This window comes from Nocardioides sp. Root682 (assembly GCF_001427795.1).
Classification (GTDB): Bacteria; Actinomycetota; Actinomycetes; order Propionibacteriales; family Nocardioidaceae; genus Nocardioides.
In genome coordinates this window covers 434,063-459,316 of sequence record NZ_LMHJ01000002.1, presented here as the reverse complement: position 1 = coordinate 459,316, position 25,254 = coordinate 434,063, and the positions used below count along the sequence as shown (strand labels likewise).

24 protein-coding genes are annotated in these 25,254 nt (G+C 68.4%); 1 reads left to right on the top strand and 23 read right to left on the bottom strand.

Features of this window, described 5'->3' with window-relative positions:
* Positions 1–58: 58 nt before the first annotated feature.
* From ASD84_RS14445 to ASD84_RS14430, 4 genes are all read right to left on the bottom strand, one after another.
* Complete coding sequence (locus ASD84_RS14445; RefSeq protein WP_056711689.1) at positions 59–1,069, bottom strand: ABC transporter permease; 1,011 nt, start codon at positions 1,067–1,069, stop codon at positions 59–61.
* A gap of 173 nt (positions 1,070–1,242) precedes the next feature.
* Positions 1,243–3,015 (bottom strand): aspartate--tRNA ligase, encoded by a 1,773-nt coding sequence (gene aspS / locus ASD84_RS14440; protein ID WP_056711687.1) that lies wholly within the window; start codon positions 3,013–3,015, stop codon positions 1,243–1,245.
* Positions 3,012–4,442 (bottom strand): histidine--tRNA ligase, encoded by a 1,431-nt coding sequence (gene hisS / locus ASD84_RS14435; RefSeq protein WP_056711685.1) that lies wholly within the window; start codon positions 4,440–4,442, stop codon positions 3,012–3,014. Before hisS ends, aspS begins: the two co-directional genes overlap by 4 nt.
* Before the next feature lie 4 nt (positions 4,443–4,446).
* Positions 4,447–5,157, bottom strand: a complete 711-nt coding sequence (locus ASD84_RS14430) for an MBL fold metallo-hydrolase (protein WP_056711683.1) — start codon at positions 5,155–5,157, stop codon at positions 4,447–4,449.
* Positions 5,158–5,203: 46 nt separating this feature from the next.
* Here ASD84_RS14430 and ASD84_RS14425 point away from each other — a divergent pair, with 46 nt between their 5' ends.
* On the top strand, positions 5,204–6,442 hold the full coding sequence (locus ASD84_RS14425) for a DUF349 domain-containing protein (protein WP_056711681.1): 1,239 nt from the start codon (positions 5,204–5,206) through the stop codon (positions 6,440–6,442).
* A gap of 115 nt (positions 6,443–6,557) precedes the next feature.
* On the opposite strand, the gene ASD84_RS14420 is transcribed toward ASD84_RS14425, so the two are convergent.
* From ASD84_RS14420 to ASD84_RS14335, 19 genes are all read right to left on the bottom strand, one after another.
* Positions 6,558–7,490, bottom strand: a complete 933-nt coding sequence (locus tag ASD84_RS14420; protein ID WP_056711679.1) for a hypothetical protein — start codon at positions 7,488–7,490, stop codon at positions 6,558–6,560.
* 199 nt (positions 7,491–7,689) lie between these two features.
* Positions 7,690–9,921 (bottom strand): RelA/SpoT family protein, encoded by a 2,232-nt coding sequence (locus ASD84_RS14415; protein ID WP_056712263.1) that lies wholly within the window; start codon positions 9,919–9,921, stop codon positions 7,690–7,692.
* 150 nt (positions 9,922–10,071) lie between these two features.
* Positions 10,072–10,623, bottom strand: coding sequence for an adenine phosphoribosyltransferase (locus ASD84_RS14410; RefSeq protein WP_056711677.1), 552 nt, complete (start codon positions 10,621–10,623; stop codon positions 10,072–10,074).
* Between the two features lie 5 nt (positions 10,624–10,628).
* Complete coding sequence (gene secF / locus ASD84_RS14405) at positions 10,629–11,903, bottom strand: protein translocase subunit SecF (RefSeq protein ID WP_056711675.1); 1,275 nt, start codon at positions 11,901–11,903, stop codon at positions 10,629–10,631.
* Complete coding sequence (gene secD / locus ASD84_RS14400; RefSeq protein ID WP_056711672.1) at positions 11,903–13,666, bottom strand: protein translocase subunit SecD; 1,764 nt, start codon at positions 13,664–13,666, stop codon at positions 11,903–11,905. The genes secF and secD overlap by 1 nt, the downstream gene beginning before the upstream one ends.
* 1 nt (position 13,667) lies before the next feature.
* A complete protein-coding gene (gene yajC, locus ASD84_RS14395) occupies positions 13,668–14,048 on the bottom strand; it encodes a preprotein translocase subunit YajC (protein WP_056711670.1) in 381 nt (126 codons plus the stop codon).
* Positions 14,049–14,189: 141 nt separating this feature from the next.
* On the bottom strand, positions 14,190–15,269 hold the full coding sequence (gene ruvB / locus ASD84_RS14390; protein ID WP_056711668.1) for a Holliday junction branch migration DNA helicase RuvB: 1,080 nt from the start codon (positions 15,267–15,269) through the stop codon (positions 14,190–14,192).
* Positions 15,270–15,273: 4 nt separating this feature from the next.
* The gene (gene ruvA, locus ASD84_RS14385) at positions 15,274–15,876 is read right to left on the bottom strand and encodes a Holliday junction branch migration protein RuvA (protein ID WP_056711666.1); all 603 of its coding nucleotides are present in this window, start codon (positions 15,874–15,876) and stop codon (positions 15,274–15,276) included.
* Positions 15,873–16,421 carry a crossover junction endodeoxyribonuclease RuvC gene (ruvC, locus tag ASD84_RS14380; RefSeq protein WP_056711664.1) on the bottom strand — a complete coding sequence of 183 codons (549 nt, stop codon included), beginning with the start codon at positions 16,419–16,421 and terminating at the stop codon, positions 15,873–15,875. The genes ruvA and ruvC overlap by 4 nt, the downstream gene beginning before the upstream one ends.
* Positions 16,422–16,963: 542 nt before the next feature.
* Positions 16,964–17,356: a hypothetical protein gene (locus ASD84_RS25135; RefSeq protein ID WP_156391951.1), complete on the bottom strand. Its 393-nt coding sequence runs from the start codon at positions 17,354–17,356 to the stop codon at positions 16,964–16,966.
* Between the two features lie 209 nt (positions 17,357–17,565).
* Positions 17,566–18,333, bottom strand: a complete 768-nt coding sequence (locus ASD84_RS14375; protein WP_056711661.1) for a YebC/PmpR family DNA-binding transcriptional regulator — start codon at positions 18,331–18,333, stop codon at positions 17,566–17,568.
* A 43-nt stretch (positions 18,334–18,376) separates the two neighbouring features.
* On the bottom strand, positions 18,377–18,952 hold the full coding sequence (pdxT, locus tag ASD84_RS14370) for a pyridoxal 5'-phosphate synthase glutaminase subunit PdxT (RefSeq protein ID WP_156391949.1): 576 nt from the start codon (positions 18,950–18,952) through the stop codon (positions 18,377–18,379).
* A 9-nt stretch (positions 18,953–18,961) separates the two neighbouring features.
* Positions 18,962–19,774: a hypothetical protein gene (locus ASD84_RS14365; RefSeq protein ID WP_156391947.1), complete on the bottom strand. Its 813-nt coding sequence runs from the start codon at positions 19,772–19,774 to the stop codon at positions 18,962–18,964.
* A 2-nt stretch (positions 19,775–19,776) separates the two neighbouring features.
* The gene (locus ASD84_RS14360; RefSeq protein ID WP_056711658.1) at positions 19,777–21,177 is read right to left on the bottom strand and encodes a LamG-like jellyroll fold domain-containing protein; all 1,401 of its coding nucleotides are present in this window, start codon (positions 21,175–21,177) and stop codon (positions 19,777–19,779) included.
* Entirely contained in the window at positions 21,174–21,866 is a 693-nt protein-coding gene (locus tag ASD84_RS14355) for a hypothetical protein (RefSeq protein ID WP_056711656.1), read from the bottom strand. Before ASD84_RS14355 ends, ASD84_RS14360 begins: the two co-directional genes overlap by 4 nt.
* Position 21,867: 1 nt before the next feature.
* Entirely contained in the window at positions 21,868–22,551 is a 684-nt protein-coding gene (locus tag ASD84_RS14350; protein ID WP_056711654.1) for a hypothetical protein, read from the bottom strand.
* A 74-nt stretch (positions 22,552–22,625) separates the two neighbouring features.
* Complete coding sequence (locus ASD84_RS14345; protein WP_056711652.1) at positions 22,626–23,960, bottom strand: signal peptidase I; 1,335 nt, start codon at positions 23,958–23,960, stop codon at positions 22,626–22,628.
* Positions 23,957–24,544, bottom strand: a complete 588-nt coding sequence (locus tag ASD84_RS14340) for a SipW-dependent-type signal peptide-containing protein (RefSeq protein ID WP_056711650.1) — start codon at positions 24,542–24,544, stop codon at positions 23,957–23,959. Before ASD84_RS14340 ends, ASD84_RS14345 begins: the two co-directional genes overlap by 4 nt.
* The gene (locus ASD84_RS14335) at positions 24,537–25,199 is read right to left on the bottom strand and encodes an LPXTG cell wall anchor domain-containing protein (protein ID WP_056711647.1); all 663 of its coding nucleotides are present in this window, start codon (positions 25,197–25,199) and stop codon (positions 24,537–24,539) included. Before ASD84_RS14335 ends, ASD84_RS14340 begins: the two co-directional genes overlap by 8 nt.
* Positions 25,200–25,254: the final 55 nt, after the last annotated feature.

Genomic DNA, 25,254 nt, shown 5'->3' with positions numbered 1-25,254 from the left:
TGTGTACGCGCCTGGCGGCGGCACATTCGGCGGCGACCTGCCGTCGAAGATCGTGGGTTCAGCGGTTGGACTTCGGGTCGAGGGCATCACGCAGACCGTCGCCGAGCAGGTTGAAGCAGACGACGATCAGAGCGATGGCGAAAGCAGGCGAGAAGAAGTACACGAAGTCGAACTCCGCGTAGTTGAGCGAGTCGCGCAGCACGTTGCCCAGGGTCGGCGTGGGCGGCTTGATGCTGACGCCGAGGTAGCTGAGCGCCGCTTCGGCCGAGATGTAGGCCGGCAGCAGCAACGTGAAGGACACCAGCAGCGGCGCCCACAGGTTCGGCAGGATCTCCTTGAAGTACATCCGGAACCTCGAGGCGCCGAACAGGGTCGCCGCGTGCACGAACTCGCGCTCGCGGATCGACAGCACCTGTCCGCGGATCAGCCGCGCAATGGGCGGCCAGCCGAAGATCGCCAGGAAGACGACGACGTACGTCGCCCACGCCAGGTCGCCCTCGGGCACGTGGAAGTTCTTGGTGAGCAGCGCATACATCGGCGCCGACAGGGCCAGCAGCATCAGCGTCGAGGGGAACGAGAGGGTCAGGTCGATCAGTCGACCGATGACACCGTCGGTCAGGCCGCCGGTGAAGCCCGCGATGATGCCCAGGACCGTCCCGATGGCCATCGCGAGGAGGCTCGCGATGAGAGCGATCGTGAGCGACAGCGTCGTACCGAGCCAGACCCGGGACATGACGTCGCGGCCGGTGCCGGGCTCCACCCCCAACGGGTGCTTCCAGCTGATGCCGCCGAGCGGACCCTCCGGAAGGGTGAACTCGTTGAGCAGGTCCTGGTGGTAGCTGGTCGGGTCGAGCAGGCCGAACTTCACCAGGAACGGGGCGAGGATCCCACCGAGGATGTAGAGCGCCACGATGATGAACGACACCATCGAGAGCCGGTCCTTGCGGAACCGCTCGATGGCGAGTCGTGTCGGTGACTTGCCCTCGACCTTGCCGCGATCCATCTCGTCCGGATGTCCGGTGGGGTCGGGCAGACCCTCGCTCTCGAGGTTGCTCACCGTGGTGGTCATGTCACCTCTACGTCCCGTTGCTCGCCGCCAACGGGACGTTGTGAGCCATCCCGTTCAGTGCCGTCCGATGTCGGCACCGCGAGCGACATTAGGTGCTCACGTTGCGCCAAAGCGATAGCGACGCGGTAACGGTTTGGTCTCGACCCACCGGAAAATCCTTCCGGCCCGAACGGTCAGGACTTGGTTTCGTCCTCCGGACGGGCGTCCACACCGGCTTCCTTGCGCTGTTCGGCCGTGATCGGCGCAGGAGCAGCCGTCAACGGGTCGTAGCCGCCACCGGACTTCGGGAACGCGATCACCTCGCGAATCGAGTCGACCTTGGCCAGCATGGCGACGATCCGGTCCATGCCGACAGCGATGCCGCCGTGCGGGGGTGCGCCGAACTTGAAGGCGTCGAGCAGGAACCCGAACTTCTCCTGGGCGTCCTCCTCGCTGATCCCCATCACCGAGAAGACGCGCTTCTGGACGTCCTCACGGTGGATCCGGATCGATCCACCCCCGAGCTCGCTGCCGTTGCAGACGATGTCGTAGGCGTAGGCCAGCGCGCTGCCGGGGTCGGTGTCGAAGGTGTCGGCGAACTCCGGCTTGGGACCCGTGAAGGCGTGGTGCACGGCCGTCCAGGCACCGGCACCGACAGCGACGTCACCGGAGGCAACCGCGTCCGAGGCCGGTTCGAACATCGGGGCGTCGACCACCCACGTGAACGCGAAGGCGTCCTCGTCGATGAGGTCGCAGCGACGACCGATCTCCAGGCGTGCGGCACCCAACAGGGCGCGGCTGGACTTCGTGGCACCGGCACCGAAGAAGATGCAGTCCCCCGGCTCCGCGCCGACGTGGGCCGCGAGGCCCGCCTGCTCGGCCTCGGAGAGGTTCTTCGCCACCGGGCCGCCGAGCGAGCCGTCCTCGGTGACGAGCACGTAGGCCAGTCCCTTGGCACCGCGCTGCTTGGCCCACTCCTGCCACGCGTCGAGCTTCTTGCGCGGCTGGCTCGCGCCACCGGGCATCACGACCGCACCGACGTACTCGGCCTGGAAGACGCGGAAGGTCGTCTCCTTGAAGTACTCCGTGCAGTCGACGAGCTCGTTGCCCATCCGCAGGTCCGGCTTGTCGGACCCGAACCGGGCCATCGCGTCGGCGTACGTCATGCGAGGGATGGGGCGCGGGATGTCGTAGCCGATCTGATCCCACATCGCAGCGAGCACGTCCTCCATGAGGGCGATGACGTCCTCCTGGTCGGCGAAGCTCAGCTCGATGTCGAGCTGGGTGAACTCGGGCTGCCGGTCGGCGCGGAAGTCCTCGTCGCGGTAACAACGGGCGATCTGGTAGTAGCGCTCGAGACCGCCCACCATGAGCAGCTGCTTGAACAGCTGCGGGCTCTGCGGAAGGGCGTACCAGCTGCCCGGGGCAAGGCGTGCCGGCACCAGGAAGTCCCGCGCACCCTCGGGCGTCGAGCGGGTCAGGGTGGGCGTCTCGACCTCGACGAAGCCGTGCTGGTCCAGGACGTCGCGGGCGGCCTTGTTGACCTTGCTGCGCAGGCGGAGGGCGTGCGCAGGGCCACTACGACGCAGGTCGAGGTAACGGTGCTTGAGGCGCACCTCCTCGCCGACGTCGACGTGGTCGCTGATCGGGAACGGCAGGGGCGCGGCCGGGTTCAGCACCTCGACCTCGGTCGCGACGACCTCGATCGCACCGGTGGGCAGGTTGGGGTTCTCGTTGCCCTCGATCCGGGCGACGACCTCGCCGGTGACCTTGAGGCAGAACTCCGCACGCAGGCTGTGCGCGACGGCCTCGTCACGGATGACGACCTGGACGATGCCACTCGACTCGCGGAGGTCGATGAAGGCCACACCGCCGTGATCGCGCCTGTTGGCCACCCACCCGGCAAGGGTGACGGTCTGGCCGACGTGCTCGGCGCGGAGTGCGCCGGCGTCCTGGGTGCGGATCACGAGAGTTCCTTTTCGATGGATGAGGCGGTGCTGGTGTCAGTGCTGGTGTCAGTGCTGGTGTCAGTGCTGGTGTCGGTGGAGATGGCCACGACCTGCGGGCGCAGGTCCTGGCTCGGAGGTTGCCACGTCGCCGGGTCGGCTGCGACCTGGTTTCCGTCGCGGATGTCCTTGACCTCGTGCGTGACGGTGCCGTCCTCGGAGGTCGAGGAGAACCAGACGTACGGGATGCCACGCCGCTCGGCGTGACGGATCTGCTTGCCGAACTTCGCGGCGGTGGGTGCCACCTCGCACGCAATGCCCTGCGCACGCAGGGCGGTTGCCGTGGCATCGGCCTCGCTGCGTGCGTCCTCGTTGGCGAGGGCGACCAGGACGACGCTCGGCACCGAACGGTCCGAGGTCAGCAGGCCCCGCTGGACCAGGGGCACCAGGACGCGACTGACACCCAGCGAGATGCCGACACCGGGGTACGTCGTACGACCGTCGTTGGCGAGGGCGTCGTAACGGCCCCCCGAGCAGATGGAGCCGAGCGACTCGTAGCCGTCGAGGCGGGTCTCGAACACCGTCCCGGTGTAGTAGTCGAGGCCCCGGGCGATCGAGAGGTCGGCCTCGATCCTGACCGATTCCGTCGCCAGAGGAGCGCACGCGCGGACGAGCGTCGCGAGCTCGTCGAGGCCCTCCTCGAGGAGCTCGCCCTTGACGCCGAGGTCCCGCACCCGGTCGACGAAGGAGTCGTCGGTGGTGCGGATCGTGGCCAGCGCGAGGGCCTTGTCAGCCTGTTCCTCGGTGACGCCCGCGTCGGTGAGCAGCAGCTCGCGGACCTTCGCGGGCTCCAGCTTGTCGAGCTTGTCGACGAGGCGCATCACCTCGTCGATGCCTTCCGTGGAGATGCCCATTCCGGCGTAGAAGCCCTGGATCAGCTTGCGGTTGTTGACCTGGAGCCGGAAGCCGGGCAGGAAGTCGAGGCGCGAGAGGGCCTCGAGCATGACCCGGGCGACCTCGACGTCGTGGTGGAACGGCAGGTCGTCGCGCCCGACGATGTCGATGTCGGCCTGCGTGAACTCGCGGAAGCGACCCTCCTGGGGCCGCTCACCCCGCCACACCTTCTGGATCTGGTAGCGGCGGAACGGGAACTCCAGCTTGCCGGCGTTCTCCAGCACGTAGCGCGCGAACGGCACCGTCAGGTCGAAGTGCAGGCCGATGCCGGCGTCCTTGCCCGCCTCGTCGTGGAGGCGCTTGAGGACGTAGACCTCCTTGGAGGTGTCCCCCTTGCGCAGCAGCTGGTCGAGCGGCTCGACCGCACGGGTCTCGATGTTCGCGAAGCCGTGCAGCTCGAAGGTGCGCGCCAGCGTCGCGACGACCTCCTGCTCGACGTGGCGCTGCGCAGGCAGGAACTCGGGAAACCCGCTGAGCGGGGTCGGCTTTGCCATGGAACTACAGACCTCTGGTCACTCGGCCCGCGGAGCCCGAGTCGAGCAGGTCCTGCAGGAAGGGGTTGGTCGCGCGCTCGCGACCGATGGACGTCTGCTCGCCATGGCCCGGCAGCACGACGATGTCGTCGGCCAACGGCAGCACCTTCGAGGCGAGCGAGCGGAGCATGGCGGCATGATCGCCGCCCGGCAGGTCGGTCCGGCCGATCGAGCCCTGGAACAACAGGTCGCCGGAGAACATCAGCTCCGAGATGTCCTGCTCGCCGTACGGCGTCCGGAAGGTGACCGAGCCAGCCGTGTGCCCGGGCGTGTGGTCCACGACCACCTGGAGTCCTGCGAGCTCGAGCGCGGCGCCGTCAGCGAGCTCGGCAACCCGGTCGGGCTCGACGAACTCGTACTTGCCGCCGAGCAGCATGCCCGCGGTCTCGGCCGACATGCCCGACATCGGGTCGGCGAGCAGGTGCCGGTCGTCCGGGTGGATCCATGCCGTGGCGTCGTACGCACCCGCGACGGGGGTGACCGACCACATGTGGTCGATGTGCCCGTGGGTCAGCAGGACCGCAACCGGCTTGAGGTTGTGCTCGCGGACCACGTCGGCGACACCGCTCGCGGCGTCCTTGCCCGGGTCGATCACGATGCACTCAGCGCCCGGTCCGGTGGCCGCGACATAGCAATTGGTGCCCCACGGTCCAGCGGGGAAGGCAGCGATGAGCACCGACCCAGCCTATCGGCCTGAGGGTTCGGCACTAGCATGGCCCACTGTGACTACCTCCGACTGGGGCCGCGTTGCTGACGACGGCACCGTCTATGTGAAGACATCCGATGGCGAACGTGCGGTCGGGCAGGTTCCCGACGTGCCTCCCGAGGAAGCCCTGGCCTTCTACACGAAGCGCTATGACGCGATCGCGCTCGAGGTGGACCTGCTCCACAAGAGAGTGATCTCGGGGGTCCTGTCCCCCGAGGAAGCCGTCTCCTCGGTGAAGCTCGTGCGCGACCAGCTCGCCGACATCCATGCCGTGGGAGACCTCGCGCTGCTCGGGCGAAGGCTCGACGAGCTCGGCCCGGTGATCGCCATCCAGCGCGAGGCCCGCAAGGCCGTCAAGGCGCAGAAGGCCACCGAGGCACGCGAGCAGAAGGAGAAGCTCGCGCTCGAAGCCGAGAAGATCGCCAGCGGCCGCGACTGGCGCAACGGCGCCAACCGGCTGCGTGAGCTCCTCGACCAGTGGAAGCAGCTCCCCCGCATCGACAAGGCCGCCGACGACGCACTCTGGAAGCGCTTCTCGACCGCGCGGTCGGCGTACACGAAGGCACGCAAGGGGCACTTCGCCGAGCAGGACGAGAAGCGCGAGGGCGCCCGGGTCGTCAAGGAGCGCCTCGTCGCCGAGGCCGAGGCCCTGGCCAGCTCCACCGACTGGGGTCCGACGTCGGGCAAGTACCGCGACCTGATGCGCGACTGGAAGAACGCCGGTCCGGCGCCCAAGAACGTCGACGACAAGCTCTGGCAGCGCTTCCGTGGCGCACAGGACTCCTTCTTCGGGGCTCGCGACGCAGCCAACGCCGCCCTCGACACCGAGTTCGCAGCCAACGCAGAGGTCAAGGAGGCGCTGCTCGTCGAGGCCGAGGCCGTGCTCGCCCCGCTCGCCGAGACCGGTGACGTCGCAGCCGCCAAGGCCGCCTTCCGCCTGGTCGCCGACCGCTGGGACGAGGCCGGCAAGGTGCCCCGCGACCGGATCAAGGACCTCGAGGGACGCATGCGTGCCATCGAGCAGACCATCCGCAAGGCCGAGGACGACCAGTGGCGCAAGTCCGACCCCGAGAAGTCGGCTCGCGCCGACGACATGGTGTCCAAGCTCGAAGCCGCCATCGCCGAGGCCGAGGCCAAGCTCGAAGCCGCTCGCGCCAAGGGTGACGCCAAGAAGATCCGCGACCTCGAGGAGAACCTCGAAGGGCGTCGGTCGTTCCTGGACATGGCGAAGAAGGCGTCGGCCGACTACCGCTGATGGAAGTGCAGGAATCCCCGGGCGCCCGGGGATTCCTGCCCCTGATGGGGGTTGCAACGCCCGACCGGCGCAGGAACTGACCGCGCGGTGTGACCTGTGTGCCAGGTGTGACGCGTCAGCTCGCTCGCCGCGCGGATGCGACCGCGGCAATCACTCCACGAATGCGGCGCTCCAACGCCGCAGGGTCCGCGAGGTCAGCCCAGGTGATTCGGATGCACCGCCAGCCCGTCAGTTCAGCGATCCGATTCTCACGAGTCCTTTCGCGGAGGATCGCGTCCAGGACTGTCTCCCCCGGCCGGAGGTACTTCACGTACTTGACCTTGCCGTCGAACTCGAGCCAGATGCCCAGCTCGGGGAACGCGAAGTCCAGGTAGGCCAATAGCGTCGCGCCGTCGTACACCTCGAACTGCGGCTCGGGAGCTGGGAAATGATGACGCCAAAGGAAGTAGTACGTCCGCGATTCCCCAACCGACTCGATCCGCCGGTCGCCCAGGCGAAGAAGGAGGTCGGTGTTGAGGGAGTTCGCCCATCCGTCCATGCCGCATTCGTATCGTTCACGGATCTGTTGACCCGTGAAGTCGCCACGGTGCAGGAAGTGGTTGAGTACGACCAGGCTGGACTCGACCGGGGCCAGTGTGGCTACCTCCAGGGTCGCGCGCATTGGGGCCGTGACCTCCATGCCGTTGACCGTAACGACGTCGCCGTCGAGCAAAGTCCCTCGATGCTGCTGGATCCCGGCTTCGTGGCGCCCAGCACGTCCATCCTTTCGTGTCAGGTGAACGTCTTGGAGTGACATGTGAAAGACCGGGGCGTCCAGGAACGGCAACGCCGAAGTGTGGCTCGGGACGACGTCAGCTCGGGCTTGCCGTACGGCGGCGCGAACGCGGACGGCGTACTGCCCTTCGGTCGCCAGACCGGCCCAGACGTTCCCGTCGACGTAGGCACCGCGTCGGGGTCTCGCCAACCAACCGTTCCGCAGGGAGCGGGCAATGCTGCGGTCGGTCTGACCGAGCGCGATCAACTCGCTGCGCAACGCGATGTCCGTCATGCAGGGATCGTCTGGTTCGAGATACATGACCAGCCTCTGCCCCGCGGCGCCGGGCGCCTACACCTGGCGTCCGCGCACCTGTGGATACGAGCGTGAACTCCCCCATGCGGAGGCACTTCCTGCGCCAAATGGGGTTTGCAAACCCCATCCCGCGCAGGAATCCCCGGGCGCCCGGGGATTCCTGCAGCGCCCGCGCGCGCTACTGGGTGACGCGGTAGGCGTCGAAGACGCCGGGGACGGTGCGTACGGCGTTCAGCACGGTGTCGAGGTGCTTGGCATCGGCCATCTCGAAGGTGAACCGGGACTTCGCGACCCGGTCGCGGGAGGTGGTGAGGTTCGCCGACAGGATGTTCACGTGGGCATCCGAGAGCGCCATCGTGATGTCGGACAGCAGCCGCGAGCGGTCGAGCGCTTCGACCTGGATGTTGACCAGGAAGGTCGACTGGCCGGTCGGTGCCCACTCGACCTCGACGACCTTCTCGGGCTGGCCGAGCAGGTCACCGGCGTTGGTGCAGTCCTTGCGGTGGACCGAGACTCCCCCGCCCTTGGTGACGAAGCCCAGGATCGAGTCGGGCGGAACCGGCGTGCAGCACTTCGCCAGCTTCACCCAGACATCGGGTGCGCCCGTGACCATGACGCCCGCGTCTCCGCTGGAGGGCCGGCGTGAACGGCGGCCGCGGCCGGTGATCGTGACGGCCTCGGCGAGGTCCTCCTGGGCGCCCTCGTCGCCACCGTGCAGCTCGATGACCCGGCGGACGACCGCCTGGGCGCTGAGGTTGCTCTCCCCCACGGCTGCGTAGAGCGCGGTGACGTCGGCGAGGCGGAAGGCGTCGGCGACCAGCGAGAGCGAGTCGTGCGTGAGCAGGCGCTTGAGGGGCAGGCCCTCCTTGCGCATCAGCTTGCCGATCTCGTCCTTGCCGCGCTCGATCGCCTCCTCGCGGCGTTCCTTCGTGAACCACTGGCGGATCTTGGAGCGCGCACGCGGGGACCGGACGAAGTTCAGCCAGTCGCGGGAAGGCCCGGCTCCTTCGGCCTTGGACGTGAAGACCTCGATCACGTCGCCGTTCTCGAGCGTCGATTCGAGGGGGACGAGCCGCCCGTTGACCCGTGCACCGATGGTGCGGTGACCGACCTCGGTGTGGACGGCGTACGCGAAGTCCACGGGGGTCGCGCCCGAGGGCAGCGCGATCACGTCGCCACGTGGAGTGAAGACGTACGTCTCGGTCTGGTTGATCTCGAAGCGCAACGACTCGAGGAACTCGCCCGGGTCCTCGACCTCGCTCTGCCAGTCGAGGAGCTGGCGCACCCACGACATGTCGTCCATGTCGGCACGCTTGTCGGTGTCCGTGCCGGTGCGCCCGTCCTCCTTGTACTTCCAGTGCGCCGCGACGCCGTACTCGGCCCGGCGGTGCTGGGCGAAGGTACGGATCTGCATCTCCACCGGCTTGCCCATCGGGCCGATCACCGAGGTGTGCAACGACTGGTACATGTTGAACTTCGGCATCGCGACGTAGTCCTTGAACCGCCCGAGGACAGGGTTCCAGCGCGAGTGCAGCACACCGAGGACCCCGTAGCAGTCGCGGTCCTCCTCGACGAGGATCCGGATGCCGACCAGGTCGTAGATGTCGGAGAAGTCGCGACCGCCGACGATCATCTTCTGGTAGATCGAGTAGTAGTGCTTCGGGCGTCCGGTCACGGTCGCCTTGATCTTCGCCTCGCGCAGGTCCTTCTCGACCTGGGTGATCACCTCGGCCAGGAACGAGTCGCGAGAGGGCGCGCGCTCGGCAACCAGGCGCACGATCTCGTCGTAGATCTTCGGGTGGAGGGTCGAGAACGCGAGGTCCTCCAGCTCCCACTTGATCGTGTTCATGCCAAGCCGGTGGGCCAGCGGCGCGTAGATGTCGAGCGTCTCGCGCGCGGTGCGCTCCTGGCTCTTCTGCGGCACGAAGCGCAGCGTGCGCATGTTGTGCAGGCGGTCGGCCAGCTTGATGACCAGGACCCGGATGTCGCGCGACATCGCGACGATCATCTTGCGGATGGTCTCGGCCTGGGCGCTGTCGCCGTAGACGACCTTGTCGAGCTTCGTGACCCCGTCGACGAGCGCCGCCACCTCGTCGCCGAAGTCGCGACGACACTCCTCCAGCGTGTACGGCGTGTCCTCGACCGTGTCGTGCAGCAACGCCGCGACGAGCGTCGGCTCGGTCATGCCGATCCCCGCGAGGATCGTGGTCACGGCCAGCGGGTGGGTGATGTACGGGTCGCCGCTCTTGCGCTTCTGGTCCGCGTGCAGGCGCTCCGCGATGACGTACGCCCGCTCGAGCAGGGCGAGGTCGGCCTTGGGGTGGTTGGTCCGGACTGCTCGGAACAACGGCTCGAGGACGGGGTTCGAGCCCTGGTTGCGGTTGCCCATGCGGGCGAGCCGCGCACGCATGCTGCGCGCCGTGGCAGGCTCGGGCGTCGCCGTCGTGGGCGTCGTGGGCGTCGTGGGCGCAGGTGTGGACGCGGACGTGGGCGCAGCGTCGTCACGCGGTTCCACGCGTGCGGGGGTGCGCTCCTCGGTCATTCGTCCAGTGTATGGGTCTCAGACGGCCAGGAGTGCCGTCACGGGAAGGCTCCCCAGCTCCGCACGACCCGGCAGGAATCCGAGCTCCATCAACACGGCGAATCCCACGGCCTCGGCGCCACATGCAGCAACGAGCTCGCACGTCGCACGGGCCGTGCCACCGGTGGCGAGTACGTCGTCGACGAGCAGCACCCGGTCACCCGGTGCGAGACCGTCCTGATGGATCTCGAGTACGGCGGCGCCGTACTCGAGCTCGTAGGAGACGTGGTGCGTGGCGGCCGGCAGCTTGCCCGCCTTGCGCACCGGCACGAAGCCGACACCGAGGGCGAGCGCCACCGGGGCGGCGAGGATGAAGCCCCGCGCCTCCATGCCGACGACCTTGTCGACGACCGGACGCCCGTCAGCCCCACGACCCGCCGCTGCGAGACCGGCCACGACGGCCGCGAAGCCTTCGGGGTCGGCCAGCAGCGGCGTGATGTCCTTGAACAGGATCCCCGGTTCGGGGTAGTCCGGGACGTCCCGCACCAGCCGGGTCAGCACGTCTGCGGCACGTGCACCCGCGTCCGGCACCGGACCTACTTCTTGCCGCGCTTCGAGCGCGGCTGGCGCACCGGCTGCTTGCGCCCGGCACCGCCGCTCTCGTTGACCGGTCGGGTCGAGGCCGGGACGACCCGTCCCTTGCCGACGGCACCCTGGGTCTGCGGGCGAGCACCTCGCGCCGTCTCTGCGGGCCCGGGCTCGTCGTCCTCGCGGAGCTCGTCGGGCTCCTCGACACCCTCGACGTCGCTGACCGCGCGGCCGGCGACGACAGCGGTGTCGTCCTTGAAGACGGGCACCGTCGCGTACTTGTCGGCCAGGGCGCGCTGCTTGGCCTTCGCGCGCCGGGCCTGGAGCTGGACCTCGGTCTCCTGCATCTTCAGGTGCACCAGCACGCGAGGCGCCAGCATCACCGAGGAGTAGACACCGATCGCCATGCCGACGAACTGGGCCAACGCGAGGTCCTGCAGCGAGCTCGCTCCCAGCTGGACGGCGCTGACGTAGAGGATCGCGCCGATCGGGATGAGCGCCACGATGGAGGTGTTGATCGAGCGCACCAGGGTCTGGTTGACCGCGAGGTTCGCCGCGTCGGAGTACGACTGCGTCTTCTTGCGGAGCTGGTGGGTGTTCTCCTTGATCTTGTCGAACACGACGACCGTGTCGTAGAGCGAGAAGCCGAGGATCGCGAGCACACCGGTGACAGCAGCCGGCGTGACCTGGAAACCGGACAGGGCGTAGACACCGACCGTGAGCAGGACGTCGTGGACCAGCGCGATGAAGGCTGCGACGGACATCCGCCACTCGCGGAAGTAGGCCCAGATGAAGAGCACCACGAGGATCAGGAAGATCACGACGCCCAGGGCAGCGCGCTTGGCAACCTGCTCGCCCCAGCTCGGACCGATGTCCTGGACGGACAGGTCAGTCTCGCGGTCGAGGTTCGGATAGCTCTTCTGAATGACGTCAGAGATGTCGGACCGTTGCGATTCGGACAGGTTCTCGACCTGAACCGTCAGCCGCTTGTTGCCCTCGGTGGTGACCGTCGGGTTCTCGGCGTTCTTGATACCGGAGTCGGCCACGGCCTCGCGGAGGTCATCGGCGGCGTCCTGGTTCGCGTTGCCCGCGCCGACGTCGACCGTGACCGTCGTACCACCGGTGAACTCGACGCCCATGTTGAGCGGCTTGAGGAAGAGCACGGCCACGGCGAGGCCGACCAGCACGAGCGAAACGGCGTACCAGAGCCACGGCTTGGCGACGAAGTTGAAGGACTTGCGACCCTGGTAGAGGTCGTTGCCCAGTCGGGACATCTTGCCCATCAGGCCTTACCTCCCACGGTCGCAACCTTGCGGTCGGGCGCGACATCCATACCGAGCGTCTCCTTGCTGAGACCCGACAGCTTGTGTCCGGAGTTGAAGGCCTTGAACTGGGCGAGCCAGGACACCAGTGGCTTGGTGAACCAGAACAGGACCGCGAGGTCGATCAGGGTGGTGAGACCGAGCGCGAAGCCGAAGCCCTTCACTGCGCCGGTGGCGAAGACGTAGAGCACGAACGCCGACAGCAACTGCACCGTGTTGGCCGCCACGCGGGTGACGCGGGCTCGCGCCCATCCCGTCTCCACGGCGACGCGCATCGACTTCCCTTCACGCATCTCGTCACGGATCCGCTCGAAGAAGATGACGAACGAGTCCGCGGTGATGCCGACGGCGATGATCAGGCCGGCGATACCGGGCAGGGTCAGCGTGAACCCGGCCGTCTCACTGAGGAGCAGCACCATCGCGTAGGTGACGCTCGCGGCCACGAAGAGCGAGCTCACCACCACCAGGCCGAGGCCGCGGTAGTAGAAGAGGCAGTAGAGCATCACCAGCGCGAGGCCGATGGCACCCGCCAGCATGCCTGCGTTGAGCTGGTTGCCCGCGAGGGAGGGCCCGATCTCCTCGACGGAGGTCTGCTCGTCGTCGAAGTTGATCGGCAGCGCACCGAACTTGAGGCTGTTGGCCAGGTCGAGCGCGCTCTGTTCGGTGAAGTTGCCCTCGATCTGCGAACGTCCGTCGGTGATGATGCTGGTCATGACCGGGTCCGTCAGCACGAGGCCGTCGAGGACGACGGCGAACTGCTCCTCGGTACCGGCGAAGGCACGCGAGACGGCTTCGAAGTCAGTCGAGGCGCCAGCGGAGCCCTTGGGCAGCGCCTTCTTCTTGTCGTTGCCCATTTCGATGGCCACGACCCAGCGGACGGCACCCTGGGGCGTCTGGGCGCTGGCGTCCTCGAGTTCGGTGCCCTCGACGACCGAGCGGCCGAGGAGGTACTTGATGGACTGGCCCTTCTCGGGCTCCTTGCAGGCAACGAGAGGCTGGTCCCAGACATCCGGGAGGTCGGCCGGCTTGCCGTCGAGCGTCAACAGGACACCCTTGGCGTCGCAGGTGTAGTTGTTGTACGCCGCGATCGCGTCCGCATCGGGGGCGCGGGACCAGGCGATGTCGTCCTTGACCGTCCACTTCTCGCCGTCGCCGCCCGGGTCGGTCGCCGTCGGCGTCTCGGTGGGCGTTGCGCTCGGGTCGGCGGACGGGTCCGTGGTCGGGTCGCCAGACGGATCGGCCGTGTCGGTGGCGGTGTCCGTCGCGGTCGGGGTCGGAGTCGGCTCCTCGTCGGCACCCAGCGACAGCGGGGCACGGCTCAGGCCGCCGGTGGCCGGTGCACAGGGGCCACTCGGGTTGCGCTCGGAACAGGCAACGAGCCGGAACCGGAGCTGGGCCTGCCGCTTGACGGTCTCCTCGAGTTGGGCCCGGTTCGTCGTCTTCCCGGGAACCTCGACGACGATGTTCTTGCCGCCCTGGGTGGTCACCGCAGCCTCGGCCACACCGGAGCCGTTCACCCGCTGGTCGATGATCCGACGGGCTTCTTCGAGGTTCTCGGCGCTGGGTGCCTTCTCGGCGGTCAGCGTGATCCGCGTTCCGCCCTGCAGGTCGAGTCCCAGGCTCGGCTTCCAGCTCCCTGCGAGCGCGACGAGTCCATAACAGACAGCGAGACCGAGGAAGAAGATGATGAGGGTGCGTCCGGGGCGCGGGCGACGGGCGGCCATGTCAGCGTTCCTCGGTGTCGTTGGGGGCGGTGTCGCCGGCTTCGGCGCTCGCGGAGTCGAGCTCGTCGGTCAGTTCGGTCTGTTCTTCGTCATCCACGGTGTCGTCCGCAGTGTCGTCCGCGTGGTCGACCCGCAAGGAGGCGACCGCGCCGCGCACGACGTGGATGACCACGCCGGGCGCGATCTCCACCTCGAGGTGGTCGTCGGCCGCACCGACGATGGTCGCGAAGACACCGGAGGTGAGGAGGACGTCGTCACCGACGGACAGGGCCGCGTGGAGCGCGCTGACCTCTCGCTGACGTCGCGCGGCCGGACGGATGATCAGCAGCCAGAAGACCACCGCGATCGCGGCAATCCACAGCCAGGGGTAGAGCTCCTTCACTGACAAACCTCTCCAGCACGCGCAGGTATGGCACCGCTCAGGACGAGTGAAGGCGGGCCGACGGGCAAGTGTAGCCACGGACCCCTGCCCGTCGAGGATCGGTGGCGCGCCCGCGCGCGCCGCGGCCGGGCAGCGACCCGGTCAGTCCTCGAAGAGGGTGGGCGCGACGCTGTCCGGCTGTGCTGTCGGCGGAGTCAGGCCGAGGTGGATCCACGCTGCCGGAGTCGCGATCCGCCCGCGCGGGGTGCGGGCCAGGAAGCCGTTGCGGACCAGGAACGGCTCCGCCACTTCCTCGACCGTCTCGCGCTCCTCGCCCACGGCGACGGCGAGTGTCGAGACGCCGACAGGCCCGCCACCGAAGCGTCGGCACAGGACGTCGAGCACGCCCCGGTCGAGCCGGTCGAGGCCCAACGAGTCCACCTCGTAGAGATCGAGTGCGGCCTGGGCGACCTCGTGCGTGACCACGCCGTCCGCCCGTACCTGGGCGAAGTCCCGCACCCGGCGCAGCAAGCGGTTGGCGATCCGGGGCGTGCCGCGGGAACGGCCGGCAATCTCGGCGGACCCCTCGGGTGTCAGGTCGACACCCAGCAGGCCCGCCGAGCGGTGGACGATGAGGTCGAGGTCGTGGGCCTCGTAGAACTCCAGGTGTGCGGTGAACCCGAAGCGGTCACGCAACGGACCGGGCAGCAGGCCCGCTCGTGTGGTGGCACCGACCAGCGTGAACGGCGGGATCTCGAGCGGGATCGCGGTGGCACCCGGCCCCTTGCCGATCACCACGTCGACACGGAAGTCCTCCATGGCGAGGTAGAGCATCTCCTCGGCCGGTCGTGACATCCGGTGGATCTCGTCCACGAACAGGACGTCGCCCTCGTTGAGACCGGACAGGATCGACGCCAGATCGCCGGCGTGGGTGATCGCCGGCCCGCTGGTGATCCGCAGCGGCGTGTTCATCTCGTGCGCGATGATCATGGCGAGCGTGGTCTTGCCGAGGCCCGGCGGACCGGACAGCAGCACGTGGTCGGGGGCTCTCCCCCGCTGTCGAGCAGCCTCGAGGACCAGCCCGAGCTGGTCGCGGACCCGCACCTGCCCGACGACCTCGGCCAGGCTCCGCGGTCGCAGCGCCGCTTCGACGGCGCGTTCGTCGCCCTCCGCCTCGGCCGCGGTCAGCGACCGGAGATGGACCTCCTCGGCTGCCTCGAGCTCGTCCTCGTGGAACGGCATGCCGTCAGGCCTTCGACAGCGCGCGGAGAGCAGCACGGAGCAGGGCGCCAACATCCGGGCCGAGGTCTCCCCCGGCCTGGTCGGCGACGGCGTCGACCGCTTTCTCTGCGTCACGGGTGTTGTAGCCCAGGCCGATCAGGCCCTGGTGGACCTGGTCGCGCCACGGGGCCGCCCCGGTCGTCGTACCTCCGCCGGCGGAGCCGGTCGGAGCACCGATCCGGTCCTTGAGCTCGAGGATGATGCGCTGGGCACCCTTCTGGCCGATACCGGGCACCTTGGTCAGCGTCTTGACGTCCTCGGTGGCGATGGCAGTACGTACGCCGTCGGGCGAGAGCACCGCAATGATCGACTGGGCGACCTTCGGCCCGACGCCGGACGCCGTCTGGACCAGCTCGAAGATCGCCTTCTCGTCCTCGTCGGCGAAGCCGTAGAGGGTGAGCGAGTCCTCGCGGACGATCATGCTGGTGGGCAACGTCGCCTGGCGACCGGTGCGCAGCTGGGCGAGGGTGCCCGGCGTGCACATCAGCTCGAGGCCGACACCGCCGACCTCGACCACGGCACTGTTCAGCGTCAACGCGGCAACATTGCCCCGCACGAACGCGATCATCGAACTCCTCCTGCGGCAGGGCGGCTCTGTCGGGCGCCGGCAGCGGCCACCGCCGCGTCGAGCCGGGCCTGACTGCCTCCCCGCCAGATGTGGGTGATGGCCAGCGCGAGTGCGTCGGCGGCATCGGCGGGTTTGGGCATCGCGTCAAGGCGCAGGATCCGGGTGACCATCGCGCCCACCTGGGCCTTGTCGGCGCGACCGTTGCCGGACACGGCGGCCTTCACCTCGCTGGGCGTGTGGAGCGCGACCGGGAGGCCGCGCCGGGCAGCACAGACCATGGCGATGCCGGCGGCCTGCGCCGTACCCATGATCGTGCTGACGTCGGAGCGCGCGAAGATCCGCTCGATCGCGACGGCGTCCGGACGGTGCTCGTCGAGCCAGGCGTCGACACCGCGCTCGATGGTGACCAGCCGTTCGGGAACGGCCAGTTGGGACGACGTACGAACGACGCCGACGTCGACCAGTGACAACGGCCGTCCCACGGAGCCCTCGACCACGCCCATGCCGCAGCGGGTCAGCCCCGGGTCGATCCCGAGCACACGCACGTCGTCACCTCTCGTCCGAACAAGTGTTCGGGCCCAACGCTAGATGACCCTGCGCTGCCGAGCGCCGACGACACGCGGGCGAACGGGTGAGTTCGAGAACACCACTGCGTGCCGCGTAACTCGGTTAACTGGCCGGCGTTGCCGCCGTGCCGTAACCCTCGCGGGTGACGGCACGGCGGCAGCTTGCCGGGAGTCCCTCGATGGCCCCGAACAGGTCAGGCGCGGAGCGTGATGACGAGAACAACGGACGACCTGGATCGCCACATCCCGAACGAACAATTCATCCCACCGGAATCTGGCTCCACAGGCGGAGCACAGTCCTAGTGCGTCTCGGGCGTTCAGGCCATCGAGCTCGAATACACCAGCAAATCCCAGTCGCATGAGAATCGAAGATTCAAAGACGTAGCGGGACGGAAGCGGCACCAGAGTGCGTTCCCACTGCAACTGGACCGGTTCTCGATTGGCGGCAAACTCGAATGAGGCACAAAGCCCCAGGCAGCGATCTATCCGCCGACTATCGGCCGATGCTCACAGCCACAACGTCACCAGACCCAACCACCGCACGAACTGTCGACCGCTTGGTTGAGAGTGAACTTGACATTCAATCCGCCTCCTCCGCGATAGATGTTCGTTTCACGCATTACATGCCAAGCGCCATCTTGGATTGCCGACCCTGTGTAGTAGGTAAGCGTAGGCGCGGTTCCATAGTCATTGACCCAGATTTTTCCGCCGCCGCGCCCATTGTCCTCGATCTTGTACTCGATCCGGTAGATCGTACGCTTATACAAATCGTGCGTGACACTAAGCGTGGCGGTCTGCCCATCCGCCACACAGGTGAATTTCGTGTTTTCGGCCGCGTAGGCGGGGTTTGCGGACAATACGATGCTCGCAACCGCAGCAGCAAGGCTAATTACACCAACACGTTTTCTGAACATGAATGCCCCTATCGTCTGGCAGGCCCGAGAGCCCAGAACGGAGACGCACCGTAACACGATATTCGGAACCCGGCGCGCGGTCTGCCGAGATACGTGCCGTCGGCCGAGATCAGGTCGTGGCAAGAATCCCTCGGGCCGCAGGGGTACTGAAAACGTCTGGTGTTTCCCCGTCTGATGGGCAGGGCCGCGCCTCACCGAGGAACTCAGTGCTACGGCTCGAAGCTATCTATGACCTCATCGGGGATGTCGGCGTTGGAGAAGACGTTCTGCACGTCGTCGAGATCGTCGAGCACGTCGACGAGCTTGAACACCTTGCCGGCCGCATCGGGGTCGGAGACCGGGATGTCCATCGATGCGACGAACAGGACATCGGCGGAGTCGTAGTCGATCCCGGCGTCCTGCAGTGCGGTGCGGACGGCGACGACGTCACCCGCCTCGGACTGGACCTCGAAGCTCTCGCCGTGGTCGGCGACGTCCTCGGCGCCAGCGTCCAGCGTCGCCTCGAGCACGTCGTCCTCGGAGACCGTCTTGCCTTCCTGGTCCTTCGCGACCACGACGACGCCCTTGCGGGTGAACAGGCGCGAGACCGAACCCGGGTCAGCCATGGTGCCGCCGTTGCGGGTGACCGCCGTGCGGACCTCCATCGCAGCGCGGTTGCGGTTGTCGGTGAGGCACTCAACGAGCAGGGCCACGCCCTGCGGTCCGTAGACCTCGTACATGATCGTCTCGTAGTTGACGCCGGTGCCTTCGAGGCCACCGCCGCGCTTGACCGCGGAGTCGATGTTCTTGTTCGGGACCGACTGCTTCTTGGCCTTCTGGACGGCGTCGAACAGCGTCGGGTTGCCCGTCAGGTCGGGACCACCCATCTTCGCGGCGATCTCGATGTTCTTGATCAGCTTGGCGAACAGCTTGCCGCGCTTGGCGTCGATGGCCGCCTTCTTGTGCTTCGTGGTTGCCCACTTGGAATGGCCCGACATTTCCGTCCTCTTCCAGCTCTCTTCGAAACGACAACAGTGGAGTCTATCCGGCGACCAGGTCGAGGAAGAGCCGGTGCACCCGGCCGTCCCCGTCGACCTCGGGATGGAACGACGTCGCCATCAGGTGTCCCTGTCGTACGGCGACCGGGTGGCCGTGCGCTTCGGCCAGCACCTCCACGTCCGGGCCGGTCTGCTCCACCCACGGCGCGCGGATGAAGACGGCGTGCACCGGCGCGGGGAGTCCGGTGAAGTCCAGGTCCGCCTCGAACGAGTCGACCTGACGGCCGAAGGCGTTGCGCCGGACCGTCACGTCCAGGCCACCGATCGTCTCCTGGTCGGCGGTGCCGCCCTCGATCCGGTCGGCCAGCAGGATCATCCCCGCACAGGTGCCGAACGTCGGCATGCCTGCCTTCACGCGTTCGCGGATGGGGTCGAGGAGCTCGAAGGTGCGGGCGAGCTTCGCCATCGTCGTCGACTCACCACCCGGCAGCACCAGGGCGTCGCACTGGTCCAGCTCCCGGGGCCGTCGTACGGGGAACGCTGCAGCACCCAGGGCGGTCAGGGTCTGGAGGTGTTCCCGCACGTCGCCCTGGAGGGCGAAGACTCCGATCGCTGCCACGCCGGAAGCCTAGTGCGATACCGCCGGCGCACTGTCGCGGGGCCGTCGGTCCCCCGCCGTCCGAACCGCGGCCGGTGCCAGGCACCCGAGCACCAGCACCGCCCACCACCACATCGGGAGCGCCGGCTCGAGGGTGACCTCCAGCCGTCCGTCCTCGTCCGGGTCGCGGACGACGACGGTGCCCACCTCGCCGGCCGCCAGGATCGCGCTCTCCCCATGGTGCGTGGTCAGCCTGACCGGCAACAACCCGGTCCCGACGTAGGTGGCCCGCGCGGTCGATCCCTCGGGCGAGAACGCGATCCGCTGGGCGCCGATCAGCGGGTGGTAGACCGACACGGCGATGCTGACCACGGTCGCGGCGAGGACCATGGTGACAGGGAAGCGCCACGCCGGATCCACCGCAGCGCGTGCCGCGACGACAATTGCGAAGCCGCCCAGCAGGACGGGCGCGGCGACCACCAGCCACCCGGCGCCCCACCACGTCATCCGCACCTCTCCGACCACGTCGGCGGCGGTCAGCCGCCACGGATCAGGGCCGGGGATGTCGCCCTTCGTGGTGAACGAACCGTCGTCGTACACCGCGAGCACGCGATGGCTGTAGAGCGCGTCGCTCCCGGGCGGACGAAAGGTGATGAAGTCGCCTTCCGCGAGGGTCTCGGTGTCGACCGGCTTGACCCACAGCAGTGAGCCGACCGGTGCTGCCGTGCCCATGGACGGCGACTCGACGTGCACCCAACGGCCGCCGTCGATGCGCCACGACACCAGCAGCGCCAGGAACGAAGTCACGGCCACGGTCGCGGCGATCCGTGCCCACCTGCTCACGCTCATCCGAGCAGCACCGCCGTCGTCCACTCGAACAACAGGCGCCAGCTGGTGCCGGACAGGTTCGCCCGGTGCCCGAGAACCGTGACCAGTTCCAGGCCCGCGACGTCGGTGTCGTACCCCACCGGAACACGCGAGTACGACGTCGTGAGGGTGTGGCTCGCTCCCCCGGCAGGCGCGGCAGCCGGGCTCGCCGGCAGCCAGCCGGAGCCCGTCAGGGTGGCGATCGCCGTCGGCGAGAACGCCGATGTCGAGCCCAGGGTCCAGCCCAGCCGAACGAGCGCGCACGGGTTGCCACCGGTCACGTAGGCGATCGCGGGTGTGTACGTCGCCGTACGTCCCTCGGCAAGCATCCAGAGATGTTGGGCCCCGCTCAGGGCCGTGGCGTACGCCGACGCCGACGCGGCTCCCGCGAGCGTCGACACGGCTCCGGCGGACAGCGCTGTCGTCGTCCGGAAGACACCGGACAGGGAGCCGGTGAAGTACGCCGTCGGGTTCCCGTAGCCCAGGAGGCCGGTGGTGTCCGTCCAGCCGACGTGCCACCACGCCGCCGAACCGGTACCGACGAGGAGCGTGACGCCGAGTGCACTGTCCGCCACCGCACCGTCGACGTAGAGCCGCAGGTCGGTCGTCAGGATGCTGCGGGAAACCGTGAGCGCGACGTGGTGCCACTGGCCGTCGCGGTAGTCGGTCCCTGAACCCGATGCGACCGTCAGGATCACCGGGATGACGATGATCGGCACACCGTCGAACCGTGCCCGGACGCGCCCCGTCGGGTCGAGGTAGACGCTCGGGTTGGCACCGGAGCTGGTCGTGTCGACGGGGCTGGCGTTCAGGGAGAGCAGGCCGCCTCCCCCACTGCCGGGGGCCGCCTTGAACCACAGGCCCACCGTGTACGACGTGGCTGCGACCGCGGAGGTCGACGTGGAGACCACGTCCGCGGCGTACTGAGAGGTGCCGTTGAAGGTGGCGGCGCTCGTCGTCCCCCACTTGTCGGTCACGTTTCGGGTCACCCTGCTACGCGACAGAAGGGGGTCACCGCTCGTCGTCGTGTTGGTGAAGGCCGCCGGTGCGCACGAGGTGACCTGGACCTGCTGGGTGAACGCTCCGCCACCCGTCGTCTGGTTGCTCAGCGTCGTGTCGAGCGTCTGGGCCGAGGACGAGGACGCGGCGGTGGTGACCGGGCTGTCGGCGCACGCGGTGTCCGACGGCCCCGTGCCGACGCAGGTCGTGCTGGCGTAGGTGTGGGTGAAGGCCAGGCGTCCCGTCTTGGCGGAGTTCGCGGCCGTCGCGACCTGCGCAGTGGTCCACCCGGCACGGGTGACCGCGGCACCCAGGACGAGGATTGCGACTCCGACGACCAGGGTGACGAACAGCGGCCCGGAGCGCGGCCGCCACGTCATGACGCGAGTGTCCAGGTCAGCGGTTGGGAGACGATGACGTTCTGGCTCGCGATGCTCGCTGCGGCATTGAGCGCGATGGTGAACCGACACGTCCACTGGGCGCCGGCATTCAGCTCGGCTCCGGTCGCCGTATGGGTCTTCGTCGCCGTGGGCGGCACCCCGGCAGCGTGGACCAGGTCGACCCAGGCCGACCCGCCGACGTACGTCGCACCGGGCGAGCAGGAGACGCCGACCGTCAGCTCACTGGTCGCCGTGCACAGGTTGGTGGCGGCGGGTGTTCCGCTCCCGGCCGTCGGGGTCTGGCTGCAGGCCCCCGGTGCCAACGAGAACGTCACCGCGTTGGCGGCGCCGATGTTGGAGAACGTGACGTCGAGGGTGCGCGACCCGCCGGGCATCAGGGGCGAAACGGTGCCGCCGTACTTGTTGATCCCGCTGCAGGTCGACACGTTGGTGGTCTGGTCGCTGGAACGACAGGTCGTGCTGCCGTCCGTCTCGGAGAGGATGACCGCCTTGGCGGTGGCGACGGTGTTGGTGTCGTTGCCGACGACAGCGCTGGTCCAGGAAGCGAGAGCACCGGAGGTGCCGAGCACGAGGACGGCTGCGGAGGCGCCACCGGCGAGCCAGATGACGACGTTGCGCGGGCGACCCGCGCGACGTCGCCGCCGTGGCGCACGGTGGTCGGTCGGCACCTCACACCACGCTGATCCGCCAGACGAGGTCCTGCGCCACCGTCTGCCCGCCGTAGTTCGCGGCCGTCGCGCCGGGCAATGCCACGGTGAAGGTGCAGTCGACGGCGTCCCCGCTGCCGAGGCCACCTGTGATGGCCTGTGCGCCGCTGAAGCTGCCGAGTGCAACAGCCGCCACCGAGAGCACGTTGACCGCCCCGGCGTCGTCGCAGGAGACCGCGACGGTCAGCTGGCTGCAGAGGTCGTCACCGGGCGCAGGGGCCTGGCCGCTGTTGGTGCCGGAGTGGTAGATCGCGCTGCAGGAGCCGGGCGTCAGCGTGAAGGTCGCTGCGTCGCCGCTGCCTGTGTTGGTCAGCGTCACCGTGGTCGAGATGGAGTCGCCCGGCTCGAGCGCTGTCACACCGGTCGCTGCCGCGCCGTCGTCGCCGTACTTGTTGATGGTCGAGCAGGTGGCGGTGTTGGTCACCGTCCCGCTGGTCGTGCACGTCGTCGCGCCGGGGCCCGTCTCCTCGAGCACGACGGACGTCGCACTGTCGGCGTGGTTGTCATCGTTGCCCAGGACGGCTTCGGTCCAGCTGGACAGGGTGCCGCTGATGCCGAGTGCCAGTACCGCCGCCGACATCGCGCCGGCCGTACCGAGCACGAGACCGCGGCGTCGGCGCGGTTCGCGGGGAAGGTGAGTGGTCATGCCCCTTCCATCGACTGGTCCAGACCAGTCCTGAGGACTTCATCCCGGGTATTCGGGCGGAGAGCGCCTCGGGACTAGGGACCACACACCTTGCTGTTGTTCTTGCCGGAGTAGTTGTAGGTGTTGGAGAGCGCAGACTCCACGCCACCGACCACCGCAACGATCCGGAACGTGCCCGCCTCGTCATTGATCGGGACCGACACTCCTGTGTACGGCGAAGTGACATCGGGGAGCGTCGTGGGCGGCCTGGAGCTGCCACCTCCTCCGTAGTACAGCTTGAACGAGTCCGCCGTGCCCGGTCCGGGCCACGTCCAGGTCAGGGTGTACTCGGTGAGTCCGTTGGCAACCGTGCAGCTCGTGATCGTCGGCGTGGCTGGCACAGTGATGGTGAACCCGGTGTTCAAGGGCGTCGCCGCGTTGCCCGCGACGTCCGTCGCAGTGAAGGCCGCGGTGTAGGTGCCGACCGGCATCAACGCAGCGGTGAGGCCACTGGTGCTGTACTGGTTGCCCGCGACCAGGACCATCGGCTGCGGCGAGCAGCCCGTACCGGCAATGAAAGCCGTGCCGTTCCAGCACTGGTTGGTGCTCGTGCGGACCAGCTTCACGAACACGGTGCTGACGCCGGACCCGCCCGTGTCGGTCGCGTTCACGCAGATCTGGTTGGCGCTCGACGCGCAGCTGAGCGCTGCCCAGCCCGCACCGGACGAAGCGTTGGCCGGCAGCGGGTTCGAGAGCACCGGCGGGGTCGTGTCGACGACCGCGGGCGTGCTGGCCGTCGTCGTCGCGGTGGCCGTGTCGGTCCAGAAGGCAGAGGTGAACGCCCAAGGAGCCTGTCCGCTGGCGCCGAGCAGGACCCCGGCCGCGACCACTCCGACGACACCCGTCGAAACGAGGGCTCGGGTGCGGACCGGCCCGGAGGCGTTGGAGCGATCCTGGCGACGGGCGAAGCCCAGCCACATGCTTGCGCCGACCAGCAGGGCGATGACCAACAGGCCGAAGGGGCTGGCGGCAGCGTTGAGGACGTAGCCGGCGTACGGTATCCCGAAGGAGACGCGGTCAGCGGACGTGACGGCGTACGCCTCGGCATCGGGGACGTTGTTGGTGTCGCCCTGCAGGGTCAGCACGGAGCCGTTGCCCACGGGAACGGTCTCGACGATCCGGTGGGTCACTCGGTCGCCCTGCGCGTTGACCACGCTCACGACGTCGCCGACCTCGAGGTCGGGTGCGGGCACCTCATGCGCCAGCCCGAGTGCGCCGGCCTCGTAGGCGGGGCTCATCGAGCCGGACGAGAACACCAGCGGCGTGACGTTGAACATCCAGCCGGCGAGCAGGGACAGCAGGCACAGGGTGCCCAGCGCTCCCCCGACCCAGAGAAGTGCCTCGCGTCCGAAACGCAGTGTCTTCGTCATGAGTGCACCTGGGTAGCAGGGAAGGTGAAGCTGACGTTCGATGTCGAGCTGCCCGGCAGAGCCACGCCCGTACGCGTCACCTGGACACAGATGTTGTGGGACTGGGTCGGGGCGAGGTTCGCGCCGGCCGGCTGGTTGAAGCCGTTGAGCGTGGCATTCGCGCCACCGATCAGGGTGCCTCCGGAGCAGGCCGTGCCGTCGGAGGTACCGCCACGGCGGACGGTCACCTGGAGCTGCGGTCCCAGGGTGGTTCCGGTCGCTGCGGCCTGGATGCGGTAGGAGAACTTCAGATGACCGCTGCTGTTGTTCGTGACGGGCAGCACGGCAGCCTTGGAGGCGCCCGGCGCGAGGTTGCTGAGGGAGAGCCCAGCCCAGGGGTAGACCTCGGGCTTGACCTTGTTGTTGGTGGCGAGGTCGAGGTGGATCGCACCGGAGCTGACGGGTCCGGTGGTGACGGTGTCCTCGGCCGTCCAGTACGCCGAGGTCGCGACGGCTCCCATCCCGAGCAGCAGGCCGAGGGAGAGGATCGCCCGGGTCCGGCCGCGGCCGAACCAGCCCTGTCGCGGAGCGCGGTGCTCAGACACAGGAGGCCTCCTCACGGCGACGGCGGCGCGGGAGGACCAGCGCCAGACCGGCTCCGATCAGGCCAGCGGCCAGCCAGAGGTACATCATCTCGATCGGGGAACCGGTGTCCGGCAGGCCTCCGTCGTCCACTCCGCCGACATCGCCACCGCCGTTCCCGTCGCCGTCACCCTCGTCGACACCGCCGACGTCGCTGTCCTCGGACATCGTGAGGCGGACGCTGAAGGGAATGCTCTCGAGCTGGCTGGTCGACGCGGACAGGAAGCTCGCCCGGATCCGGACGTCGGTCTGACCGCCCTGGGCGATCTTCAGCTCGGTGCGGGCGCGGGTCGAACCCGGCTCGACGTTGACCCAGGGACCGGAGCCCACCTGTGCCTCGACGAGGAAGTCGTCGTTCGCCAGGAGGTCATCGGGGTCGGAGGCGATCACGTCGACGGTGAGCACACCGTCGGAAGGTCCGTCATTGCGGGCCTTGAAGCTCCTGACCTCGACGTCGCCCGGCACGAAGACGAAGTCCGGTTCGAAGATCGGCTCGACCAGCGAGTCCGACCAGGTCACCCCGTCCTCGCTGAGTCCGATCTCGTTCGCGTGCGCGGGCGCAGCCGCAGCCCCGACAGCCAGTACGGCTGCGGTGACGACGGTTGCGAGGCGACGCATCACGACGAGTCCTTGTCCTGGGGCTTCGATGAGTGGGCTTCGATGAATGAGCTGG

What these genes read in the sequence shown, in the direction of transcription:
- ASD84_RS14420 (WP_056711679.1), bottom strand. Translation starts at nt 7,490, where the DNA reads ATGACGGACATCGCGTTGCGCAGCGAGTTGATCGCGCTCGGTCAGACC.
- secF (WP_056711675.1), bottom strand. Translation starts at nt 11,903, where the DNA reads ATGGGCAAGATGTCCCGACTGGGCAACGACCTCTACCAGGGTCGCAAG.
- ASD84_RS14375 (WP_056711661.1), bottom strand. Translation starts at nt 18,333, where the DNA reads ATGTCGGGCCATTCCAAGTGGGCAACCACGAAGCACAAGAAGGCGGCC.
- ASD84_RS14335 (WP_056711647.1), bottom strand. Translation starts at nt 25,199, where the DNA reads ATGCGTCGCCTCGCAACCGTCGTCACCGCAGCCGTACTGGCTGTCGGG.
- ASD84_RS14350 (WP_056711654.1), bottom strand. Translation starts at nt 22,551, where the DNA reads ATGACCACTCACCTTCCCCGCGAACCGCGCCGACGCCGCGGTCTCGTG.
- hisS (WP_056711685.1), bottom strand. Translation starts at nt 4,442, where the DNA reads ATGGCAAAGCCGACCCCGCTCAGCGGGTTTCCCGAGTTCCTGCCTGCG.
- ruvB (WP_056711668.1), bottom strand. Translation starts at nt 15,269, where the DNA reads ATGCCGTTCCACGAGGACGAGCTCGAGGCAGCCGAGGAGGTCCATCTC.
- ASD84_RS25135 (WP_156391951.1), bottom strand. Translation starts at nt 17,356, where the DNA reads ATGTTCAGAAAACGTGTTGGTGTAATTAGCCTTGCTGCTGCGGTTGCG.
- ASD84_RS14360 (WP_056711658.1), bottom strand. Translation starts at nt 21,177, where the DNA reads ATGACGTGGCGGCCGCGCTCCGGGCCGCTGTTCGTCACCCTGGTCGTC.
- ruvA (WP_056711666.1), bottom strand. Translation starts at nt 15,876, where the DNA reads ATGATCGCGTTCGTGCGGGGCAATGTTGCCGCGTTGACGCTGAACAGT.
- ASD84_RS14345 (WP_056711652.1), bottom strand. Translation starts at nt 23,960, where the DNA reads ATGACGAAGACACTGCGTTTCGGACGCGAGGCACTTCTCTGGGTCGGG.
- ASD84_RS14445 (WP_056711689.1), bottom strand. Translation starts at nt 1,069, where the DNA reads ATGACCACCACGGTGAGCAACCTCGAGAGCGAGGGTCTGCCCGACCCC.
- secD (WP_056711672.1), bottom strand. Translation starts at nt 13,666, where the DNA reads ATGGCCGCCCGTCGCCCGCGCCCCGGACGCACCCTCATCATCTTCTTC.
- ASD84_RS14415 (WP_056712263.1), bottom strand. Translation starts at nt 9,921, where the DNA reads ATGCGTGCGCGGCTCGCCCGCATGGGCAACCGCAACCAGGGCTCGAAC.